The 9,930-nt window shown below is 65.9% G+C and carries 10 protein-coding genes; 9 read left to right on the forward strand and 1 reads right to left on the reverse strand.

Going from position 1 to position 9,930, the window contains the following annotated elements:
- Positions 1–25: 25 nt before the first annotated feature.
- Complete coding sequence (locus VG320_RS12620) at positions 26–805, reverse strand: SDR family oxidoreductase (protein ID WP_327200444.1); 780 nt, start codon at positions 803–805, stop codon at positions 26–28.
- 282 nt (positions 806–1,087) lie between these two features.
- Between VG320_RS12620 and upp the strand changes: the two genes are divergently transcribed.
- The 9 genes from upp to rng all read left to right on the forward strand — a co-directional run bounded on the left by upp (position 1,088) and on the right by rng (position 9,705).
- Positions 1,088–1,738, forward strand: coding sequence for a uracil phosphoribosyltransferase (gene upp / locus VG320_RS12625; protein WP_327200445.1), 651 nt, complete (start codon positions 1,088–1,090; stop codon positions 1,736–1,738).
- 400 nt (positions 1,739–2,138) lie between these two features.
- A complete protein-coding gene (locus VG320_RS12630) occupies positions 2,139–2,867 on the forward strand; it encodes a YebC/PmpR family DNA-binding transcriptional regulator (protein WP_327200446.1) in 729 nt (242 codons plus the stop codon).
- A 152-nt stretch (positions 2,868–3,019) separates the two neighbouring features.
- The gene (gene purD, locus VG320_RS12635) at positions 3,020–4,294 is read left to right on the forward strand and encodes a phosphoribosylamine--glycine ligase (protein WP_327200447.1); all 1,275 of its coding nucleotides are present in this window, start codon (positions 3,020–3,022) and stop codon (positions 4,292–4,294) included.
- A gap of 422 nt (positions 4,295–4,716) precedes the next feature.
- Positions 4,717–5,670: an oxygen-dependent coproporphyrinogen oxidase gene (hemF, locus tag VG320_RS12640; protein WP_327200448.1), complete on the forward strand. Its 954-nt coding sequence runs from the start codon at positions 4,717–4,719 to the stop codon at positions 5,668–5,670.
- Positions 5,671–5,674: 4 nt separating this feature from the next.
- The gene (locus VG320_RS12645) at positions 5,675–6,454 is read left to right on the forward strand and encodes a nicotinate-nucleotide adenylyltransferase (RefSeq protein ID WP_327200449.1); all 780 of its coding nucleotides are present in this window, start codon (positions 5,675–5,677) and stop codon (positions 6,452–6,454) included.
- Between the two features lie 2 nt (positions 6,455–6,456).
- Complete coding sequence (gene rsfS / locus VG320_RS12650) at positions 6,457–6,927, forward strand: ribosome silencing factor (protein ID WP_327200450.1); 471 nt, start codon at positions 6,457–6,459, stop codon at positions 6,925–6,927.
- A gap of 30 nt (positions 6,928–6,957) precedes the next feature.
- Positions 6,958–7,428 (forward strand): 23S rRNA (pseudouridine(1915)-N(3))-methyltransferase RlmH, encoded by a 471-nt coding sequence (rlmH, locus tag VG320_RS12655; protein ID WP_103701478.1) that lies wholly within the window; start codon positions 6,958–6,960, stop codon positions 7,426–7,428.
- 175 nt (positions 7,429–7,603) lie between these two features.
- Positions 7,604–8,227 (forward strand): Maf family protein, encoded by a 624-nt coding sequence (locus VG320_RS12660; RefSeq protein WP_327200451.1) that lies wholly within the window; start codon positions 7,604–7,606, stop codon positions 8,225–8,227.
- A gap of 8 nt (positions 8,228–8,235) precedes the next feature.
- Positions 8,236–9,705, forward strand: a complete 1,470-nt coding sequence (gene rng, locus VG320_RS12665; RefSeq protein ID WP_027819633.1) for a ribonuclease G — start codon at positions 8,236–8,238, stop codon at positions 9,703–9,705.
- Positions 9,706–9,930: the final 225 nt, after the last annotated feature.

The following is a 9,930-nucleotide window of genomic DNA, read 5'->3' on the forward strand; positions in this document are numbered from 1 at the left end:
AATGACGCGGGTGCATCCTGGCACGTCAGAAGGTGCCCGGATAGGCGCCGCCGTCGATGAGCCAGTTCTGTCCCGTGATATAGCCCGCGTGGACGCTGCACAGGAACGCACAGGCGCGGCCGAATTCGTCCGGTGTGCCGAAGCGCCCCGCCGGGATCGACTTCATGCGGCGCGCGCGCACTTCATCGAGCGACAGATCGCTCTTGCCCGCCTGGGCGACCATGGTGGTCTTGATGCGATCGGTATCGAACAGGCCCGGCAGCAGGCTGTTGATCGTCACGCCCGAGCTGGCCACCTGGCGCGCCACGCCCGCGACGAAACCCGTCAGCCCCGAGCGCGCGCCGTTGGAGAGGCCCAGCACGTCGATCGGCGCTTTCACCGACGAACTCGTGATGTTGACGATGCGCCCGAAACCGCGCGCGATCATGTCGTCGATGGTTGCCTGGATCAGCGCGATCGGCGTGAGCATATTGGCGTCGAGCGCGGCCAGCCACTGTTCGCGCGTAAAGCTGCGGAAGTCGCCCGGCGGCGGGCCGCCCGCGTTGTTGACGAGGATGTCCGGCGACGGGCAGGCGGCGAGCGCCGCGGCGCGGCCCGCTTCGGTGGTGATGTCGCAGGCCACGGCCTTGACCTCGACGCCCGTGCTCGCGCGAATCTGCGCGGCGGTTTCCTCCAGCGTGCTTTGCGTGCGCGCGACGATCGTCACGTTGACGCCTTCGGCGGCGAGCGCCTCGGCGCAGCCGCGCCCCAATCCCTTGCTGGCCGCGCACACCAGCGCGGTGCGTCCTGCAATGCCCATGTCCATGGTGAATGTCCTCGTCGCCTGCTTAAGTGGTGAATCGCGGTAAGCGCGCCAATTACGGTAAGCGCCCCGAATTTTGCGATTCTAGAAGAATCGGCCAAAGCGCGTAGGCGCGCGACAAGCCGATCAGTTCGTGGAGAGCTTCGCGCGCCGTTCCCGTATACTTGCGCCTGTAGCGCGGCCCAGCGCTGCCGCGAGCCGCCCCGGATGCCATCCGGGCGAGCGCCGCGCAGCGCCGGCCCGCCCGAATCCCCCGATATCTCTTGCAGCCTTGTGCGCCCCGCCATGAAACAGGACAGCCGTTTTCCGAATCTCTTCATCCTCGACCACCCGCTGATCCAGCACAAGCTCACCCATATGCGCGACAAGGACACGTCCACGCGCACATTCCGCGAGCTGCTGCGCGAGATCACGCTGCTGATGGGCTACGAAATCACGCGCGACCTGCCGGTCGCGTCGCGCCGCGTCCAGACGCCGCTCGTCGAGGTCGATGCGCCCGTGATCGCGGGCAAGAAGCTTGCCATCGTGCCGGTGTTGCGCGCGGGCGTGGGCATGTCCGACGGTCTGCTGGAACTGGTGCCGTCGGCGCGCGTGGGCCACATCGGCGTGTATCGCGCCGACGACCATCGTCCGGTCGAATATCTCGTGCGTCTGCCCGATCTGGAAGACCGCACCTTCATCCTGTGCGATCCGATGGTCGCGACGGGTTACTCGGCGGCGCACGCGATCGACGTGCTCAAGCGCCGCGGCGTGCCCGGCGAGCGCATCCTGTTCCTCGCGCTGGTGGCCGCGCCCGAAGGCGTGGAGGTATTCCAGAAGGCGCATCCGGACGTCAAGCTCTACGTGGCCTCGCTCGATTCGCATCTGGACGGCCATGCCTACATCATCCCGGGTCTGGGCGACGCCGGCGACCGACTGTTCGGCACCAAGAACTGAGTTTGCCGGGGCCGCGGCCGAGCAGGTGCGGCGTGATAAAATTCAGGTCCACCTGATGGTTGCGAGCGGGTCGCGACGGCTGCGCGCAGCAGCGCCCGCCTTCGCGCGGCTCCCTGCCGGGCCACGCCGAACCCTGGCGTCAAGCCCACGAGCGGGCGGCAGCACCGCCCTCGCGCGCCACGACTCGGCCCGGACGGCCCGTGTAGCGCCGGCGCGATACCTGGCTGGCGCGCGGCGCACCGGCCCCAGGCGGAACAGACACTCGAAGACATTGAGGCCGCATGGCGCGCGAAACGCGCACCGTGCCGCGCCCTGTCATCGTGACTTGAGCACTGCGGCTTCGGCACTGCAGCGACGACAATTGCACCATGCACGCAATGAGCGTGCGACGGAGAAAGGTATGGCGGGTCATTCGAAATGGGCCAACATCAAGCACAAGAAGGCGGCTGCTGACGCGAAGCGCGGCAAGATCTGGACGCGGCTCATCAAGGAAATCCAGGTGGCGGCGCGCATGGGCGGGGGCGACATCGACTCCAACCCGCGTCTGCGTCTGGCGGTCGACAAGGCCTACGACGCCAACATGCCCAAGGACAACATCAACCGCGCGATCCAGCGCGGCGTGGGTGGTGTCGATGGCGCGAACTACGAAGAAATCCGCTATGAAGGCTACGGCATCGGCGGCGCGGCGGTGATCGTCGACACCATGACGGACAACCGCACCCGCACGGTCGCGGAAGTGCGCCACGCGTTCTCGAAGTTCGGCGGCAACATGGGCACGGACGGCTCGGTCGCGTTCATGTTCGATCACGTCGGCCAGTTCGTGTTCGCGCCGGGCACGTCAGAAGACGAACTCATGAACGCCGCGCTGGAAGCCGGCGCCGACGACGTCGTGACCAACGAAGACGGCTCGATCGAAGTGGTTTGCCCGCCGTTCGAGTTCCAGAAGGTCAAGGACGCGCTGGAAGCCGCCGGCTTCAAGGCGGAAATGGCCGAAGTCACCATGAAGCCGCAGACGGAAGTCGAATTCACGGGCGATGACGCCGTGAAGATGCAGAAGCTGCTGGACGCGCTCGAAAACCTGGACGACGTCCAGGAGGTCTACACCAACGCGTCGATCGCCGACGAATAACGGCATCGGCGTGGCGCCGCGGGCTTGAGGCTCCCGGCGCACGGCGGCGCGCGCGGCTCGCATCACTCAGCCGCACGCCCCAACGCTTTTCACGGCTGGCGCATTGTGCGTCAGCCGCAACTGTTTCTGGTTCAGGTCTTTCGGGGATTCTCATGAAGTTACTCGTCGTCGGTTCTGGCGGCCGCGAACATGCACTGGCGTGGAAACTCGCGCAGGCACAACGCGTCCAGCTCGTCTACGTCGCACCGGGCAACGGCGGCACCGCGCAGGACGAGCGGCTCACCAACGTCGCCATCACGGACATCAACGAGCTCGCCGATTTCGCCGAGCGCGAGCAGGTGGCCTTCACCGTGGTCGGCCCGGAAGCGCCGCTCGCCGCGGGCATCGTCAACGTGTTCCGTTCGCGCGGCCTCAAGGTGTTCGGCCCGACGAAGGAAGCCGCGCAGCTCGAAAGCTCGAAGGATTTCGCCAAGGCGTTCATGAAGCGCCATAACATCCCGACCGCCGCTTACGAGACCTTCTCGGACGCGACGGCCGCGCACGCCTACGTCGACACGCACGGCGCGCCGATCGTCATCAAGGCCGACGGTCTGGCCGCGGGCAAGGGCGTGGTGGTGGCGATGTCGCTGGAAGAAGCGCATCAGGCGATCGATTCGATGCTCGCCGACAACAAGCTCGGCGACGCCGGCGCGCGTGTCGTGATCGAGGAATTCCTCGCCGGCGAAGAAGCCAGCTTCATCGTCATGGTGGACGGCAAGCACGTGCTGGCGCTGGCCTCGAGCCAGGACCACAAGCGCCTGCAGGACGGCGATCAGGGCCCGAACACGGGCGGCATGGGCGCCTACTCGCCCGCCCCCATCGTCACGCCGCAGCTGCACGCACGCGTGATGCGCGAAATCATCCTGCCGACCGTGGCGGGCATGGAGAAGGAAGGCATCCGCTTCACGGGCTTCCTGTACGCCGGTCTGATGATCGACGCGCAGGGCAACCCGAAGACGCTCGAATTCAACTGCCGCATGGGCGACCCGGAAACGCAGCCGATCATGGCGCGCCTGAAGGGCGACTTCTCGAAGGTGTTCGAGCACGCCATCGCCGGCACGCTCGATCAGGTCGAGCTGGAATGGGATCGCCGCACGGCGCTGGGCGTGGTGCTGGCCGCGCACAACTATCCGGAAACGCCGCGCAAGGGTGACCGCATCAGCGACATCCCGGCGGAAACGGCCGATTCGGTCACGTTCCACGCCGGCACGGAGTTCGCCGACGGCAAGCTCGTGACCTCGGGCGGCCGTGTGCTGTGCGTGGTCGGTCTGGCCGATTCGGTGCGCAGCGCGCAGAACGTCGCGTATGAAACGGTGAACCGCATCTCGTTCGATGGCATGCAGTATCGCCACGACATCGGCTACCGCGCCGCGGGACGCAAGCAGTAAGGTTGTGACAAGCGTTGTCCGGGCGCGCGCTCACGGCTACGGCCGCGGGCAGACGCCCGGCTCGCGGTGTGCCCATGCGGCTTGACGCTGCTGCCTGGCGGTGACAGGCACGCGGCAGGACACATGGGCACGCCGCGCGGCCTGGCTGGCCTGGAAGGCAGCTTCTCCGTGGACCTGCGTGTGCGATCCGGCCCTCCGAAGGTAGCCGGAACATCGCTCACGGGGCCGCAACCGCGCAGATCGGCGTAAACTGGATCAAATGCGCTGGACCAAATGCGCTTGATCAAGTGCGCTTGACCAGGTGCACTGACACGCTGGCAGCACAAGTACTCGACAAAACCGCGCCGCGCGCGGTCTGCATTCCGAATCCGAAAGCAATCCTGGCGCCGCGCCGGCCTCAAGCCTTGCGCGCCCCTTCATCGATGACCGAAACGATTCAAACCGGCGTGGCGCCCGAAGGCGCCACCCATGACAGCACCGCAGTGCGCAGCTGGCTTTCCGGCCTGCAGACGCGCATCGCCGACGCGCTCGGCGAGTTCGACGGCACCGCTTTCGCGACCGACGCATGGCAGCGCGCGCCCGGCGAAAAGCTGCGCGGCGGCGGCTGCACGCGCATCCTCGAAAACGGCCAGTTCTTCGAGCGCGGCGGCATCGGCTTCTCGGACGTGCAAGGCGACGCCCTGCCGCCGTCGGCGACGGCCGCGCGCCCCGAGCTCAACGGCCGCGGCTTCGAGGCAATGGGCGTGTCGCTCGTGCTGCATCCGCGCAATCCGTATTGCCCGACCGTGCATATGAACGTACGCCTGCTGATGGCGACCAAACCGGGCGAAGCGCCCGTGTTCTGGTTCGGCGGCGGCATGGATCTGACGCCCTACTACGGCTTCGAGGAAGACGCGCAGCACTTCCATCGTGTCTGCCGCGACGCGCTCGCGCCTTATGGCGAGACGCTCTACCCGCGCTTCAAGCGCTGGTGCGACGAATACTTCTTCCTCAAGCATCGCAACGAGGCGCGTGGCGTGGGCGGCATTTTCTTCGACGATTACGCCGAAGGCGGCTTCGACGAAGCGTTCGCCATGATGCGTAGTGTGGGCGACGGCTTCATGAAGGCGTATCTGCCGATCATCGAAAAGCGCCGCACGATGCCCTATGGCGAAGCCGAACGCGAATTCCAGGCGTACCGGCGCGGCCGCTATGTCGAATTCAACCTCGTGTGGGATCGCGGCACGCACTTCGGCCTGCAAAGCGGCGGGCGCACCGAATCGATCCTCATGTCGATGCCGCCGGGCGCGAGCTGGCGCTACGACTGGCAGCCGCAAGCCGGCACGCCGGAAGCGCGCCTTTACAGCGACTTTCTGCCCGTGCGCGAGTGGATCTGACACTGTGACCCTTTCTTCGACTTCGTCGGTGAGCCCGGCGCCAGCGGCAAACACGAAAGCGCTTGCGCGACGTGTCGGCCTGCTTGGCGGCACCTTCGACCCGATCCACGACGGCCATCTCGCACTCGCGCGCCATTTCGCACGCGTGCTCGATCTGACCGAAGTGATCCTGCTGCCCGCCGGCCAGCCCTGGCAGAAGCCCGAGGTGAGCGCCGCCGGGCATCGGCTTGCCATGACGCGCCTGGCTGCGGCCACGCTCGTCATGCCGGGCGTGACGGTCACGGTCGACGCCGACGAGATCGAGCACGACGGCCCCACCTACACGGTGGAGACGCTGCGCCGCTGGCGCGCGAAGAGCACGAGCAACGCCAACGCGGCGCTCACGCTGCTAATGGGCGCGGATCAGTTGCTGCATCTGGATTCGTGGCACGAATGGCGCGAGCTGTTCGCGCTCGCGCATCTGGGCGTGGCGAGCCGCCCCGGCTTCGATTTCGCGGCGCTGCCGCCTGAAGTGGGCGCGACGGTCGCTGCACGCCGCGCCGACGCCGCCACGCTCGCAGCCACGCGCTGCGGCCATCTGCTGATCGACGAGACGCTCGCGCTCGACGTATCGGCGACCGAAATTCGCCATGCGATCAACACCGCCGATCTCGCCAGACACGGCGATCAAGGCTGTCAAGACGACCGGCAAACAACGACACCCGACGGCCTGGCCGCCGGGAAGGTCCCCGCAACCGTGTGGGACTATATTCATCAACATCATCTGTACAGGCACCACGGGTAAATATGGACATCCGCAAACTTCAACGCACCATCGTCGACGCTCTGGAAGACGTCAAGGCGCAAGACATCCGCGTCTTCAACACGAGCCATCTGACCGAACTGTTCGACCGCGTGGTGGTCGCGAGCGGCACCTCGAACCGCCAGACCAAGGCGCTCGCCAATAGCGTGCGCGAGGCGGTCAAGGAAGCCGGCGGCGACATCGTCAGCACCGAAGGCGAAGACATCGGCGAATGGGTGCTGGTCGATTGCGGCGACGCTGTCGTTCACATCCTGCAACCTGCGCTGCGCCAGTACTACAACCTCGAAGAAATCTGGGGTGACAAGCCGGTGCGCCTGAAGCTGGCGGCCAACACGGGTTTCGTGGGCGCGCGTCCGAGCGAGCCGATGGACGAAGACGAGGAAGAAGCGGAAGACGCACCGGTCGCGGCGAAGAAGCCGGCCCGCAAGACGGCTGCGCGCAAGAGCGCGAAGTAAGCTGCAGCGCCCGTTCGCACTCCCTGGCATATGAAACTGCATATCGTCGCCGTCGGCCACAAGATGCCGGACTGGATCGCCGAGGGCTTCGAGGAGTACACGAAGCGCATGCCGCCCGAGCTGCGCATCGAGCTGCGCGAAGTGAAGCCCGAGCAGCGCTCGTCGGGCCGTTCCGCCGAAAGCGTGATGGCCGCCGAGCGCACGCGTATCGAAGCGGCGCTGCCGAAGAACGCGCGCATCGTCGCGCTCGACGAGCGCGGCAAGGATTGGACCACGATGCAGCTTGCCCAGGCGCTGCCTGGCTGGCAGCAGGACGGGCGCGACGTGGCGTTCCTGATTGGCGGCGCGGATGGGCTCGATCCGCAGCTCAAGGCGCGCGCCGACACGCTGCTGCGCTTGTCCTCCCTCACCCTGCCGCATGCGATGGTGCGCGTGCTGCTCGCCGAGCAGCTTTACCGCGCCTGGACCATCACGCAGAATCACCCCTATCATCGCGTTTAAGCGCGCCTGAAGCGCATTCCGGGCCATGCATGCCGCATTTGCGGCCAGCGTGGCCTGTGTTTCCGGCATGACGCGTGCGGCTTTTTCGTGCGTTGTCTGCAGGAATGCCGCCCGCGCCCAGGCGCTCATCCGAACTCCGTCGCTTCAAGACGAATTCAAGACGTAAACACGCCCGATGACCCATTCCGCGACTTATCCGTTCGTCTATCTCGCCTCGCAAAGCCCGCGCCGCCAGGAACTGCTGCAGCAGCTGGGCGTGCGTTTCGAGCTGCTGCTGCCGCGTCCCGACGAAGACGCCGAAGCGCTCGAAGCGGTGCTGCCCGGCGAAACCGCCGCCGTCTATGTCGAGCGCGTGTGCGCCGCCAAGGCCGACGCCGCGCGCGCGCGCCTCGTGGCGGGCGCCCATGCGCACGCACCGATCCTCACCGCCGACACCACCGTGAGCATCGACGGCCATATCCTCGGCAAACCGCACGACGCCGCCGACGCCTACGCGATGCTCGAACGCCTCGCCGGGCGCGAGCACGAAGTGCTGACCGCCGTTGCCGTGGTCAATGCCGAAGGCGTGTGCCTGCCGGTGGCCGTCTCGCGCTCGCATGTGCGCTTCGCCGCCGCCCTGCCCGCCGCCATCGCCCGCTATGTGGCGAGCAAGGAACCGTTCGGCAAGGCCGGCGCCTACGGCATCCAGGGCCGCGCCGCCGAATTCATCGAGCGAATCGACGGGTCCTATTCGGGTATCATGGGTTTGCCACTTTTCGAAACGGCCGCCCTCCTGCGCGCCGCGAGCATCGACTTCTAAAACAAATCATGAACGAAGAAATCCTGATCAACGTCACGCCACAGGAGACGCGCGTCGCGTTGGTCCAGCAAGGCGCAGTGCAGGAACTTCACGTCGAGCGCACGCTGTCGCGCGGGCGCGTTGGCAACGTCTATCTCGGCAAGGTCGTGCGGGTGTTGCCGGGCATGCAGTCCGCTTTCATCGACATCGGTCTCGAACGCGCCGCGTTTCTCCATGTGGCTGATATCTGGCATCCGCGCCTGGCGGGCGAACCGCATACGAATGCGCATCATCAGCCCATCGAAAAGACCGTTTTCGAAGGCCAGACGCTGATGGTGCAAGTCGTGAAGGACCCGATCGGCACCAAGGGCGCGCGGCTGTCCACGCAGGTGAGCATCGCGGGCCGCACGCTCGTGTATCTGCCGCAGGAACCGCATATCGGCATCTCGCAGAAAATCGAGAGCGAGGCCGAGCGCGAAGCGGTGCGCGCGCGCCTGACCGCCGTGTTGCCCGCCGATGAAAAAGGCGGCTATATCGTGCGCACGATCGCCGAAGACGCAACCAGCGAAGAACTGGCCGCCGACGTGGCCTATCTGCGCAAGACGTGGGCGACAATTCTCTCGCAGGCGCAGCGCCTGCCCGCGACCAGCCTGCTCTACCAGGACCTGAATCTGGGCCAGCGCGTGCTGCGCGACTTCGTCAACGACGAGACCACGCGTATCCAGGTGGATTCGCGCGAAACGTTCCAGAAGCTCAGCGAATTCGCCACCGAATTCACGCCCGCCGTGCAGCCGAAGCTACATCACTACACGGGCGAGCGGCCGCTGTTCGACCTCTACAACATCGAGGCCGAAATCCAGCGCGCGCTGTCACGCCGCGTGGATCTGAAATCGGGCGGCTATCTGGTGATCGACCAGACCGAGGCGATGACGACCATCGACGTGAACACGGGCGGCTACGTGGGCGCGCGCAATTTCGACGACACGATCTTCAAGACCAACCTGGAAGCGGCGCATACGATCGCGCGGCAATTGCGGCTGCGCAATCTGGGCGGCGTGATCATCATCGACTTCATCGATATGGAGAACGTCGAGCATCGCGACCAGGTGCTTGGCGAGCTGAAGAAGGCGCTCTCGCGCGATCGCACGCGCGTGACGGTGAATGGCTTCTCGCAGCTTGGGCTGGTTGAGATGACGCGCAAACGCACGCGCGAGTCGCTCGCGCACGTGCTGTGCGAGCCTTGCCCGACTTGCCTCGGCAAGGGGCAGGTGAAGACGGCGCGCACGGTTTGCTATGACGTGCTGCGCGAGATTCTGCGGGAATCGCGGCAGTTCAATCCGCGCGAGTTCCGCGTGGTGGCGTCGCAGCAGGTGATCGATCTGTTTCTGGAAGATGAATCGCAGCATCTGGCGATGCTGATCGACTTTATCGGCAAGCCGGTTTCGCTGCGCGTGGAGTCGAATTTGAGTCAGGAGCAGTATGACATTGTGTTGATGTGAGGGACGGGCCGGATCACGCAGCATCACGAACCGGCCTGAAAGCCCCACCAGACGGTGATCTACGCAAACAAAATAACCTCGGCGACCGCGCGCGGCGAAGACCCAGCAGCACGAACTGGGCGGCCAGGAAAAACGGGCACGGAAAGCCGACTTGTGAGGGTCGGCGTTTGTGTTTTGATGCTCGGGACGAACCCGTTTAATCGTCGGCTTGTGTGACCTTGATAT

The organism is Paraburkholderia sp., from assembly GCF_035948235.1.
In the GTDB taxonomy this organism is placed as follows: Bacteria; Pseudomonadota; Gammaproteobacteria; order Burkholderiales; family Burkholderiaceae; genus Paraburkholderia.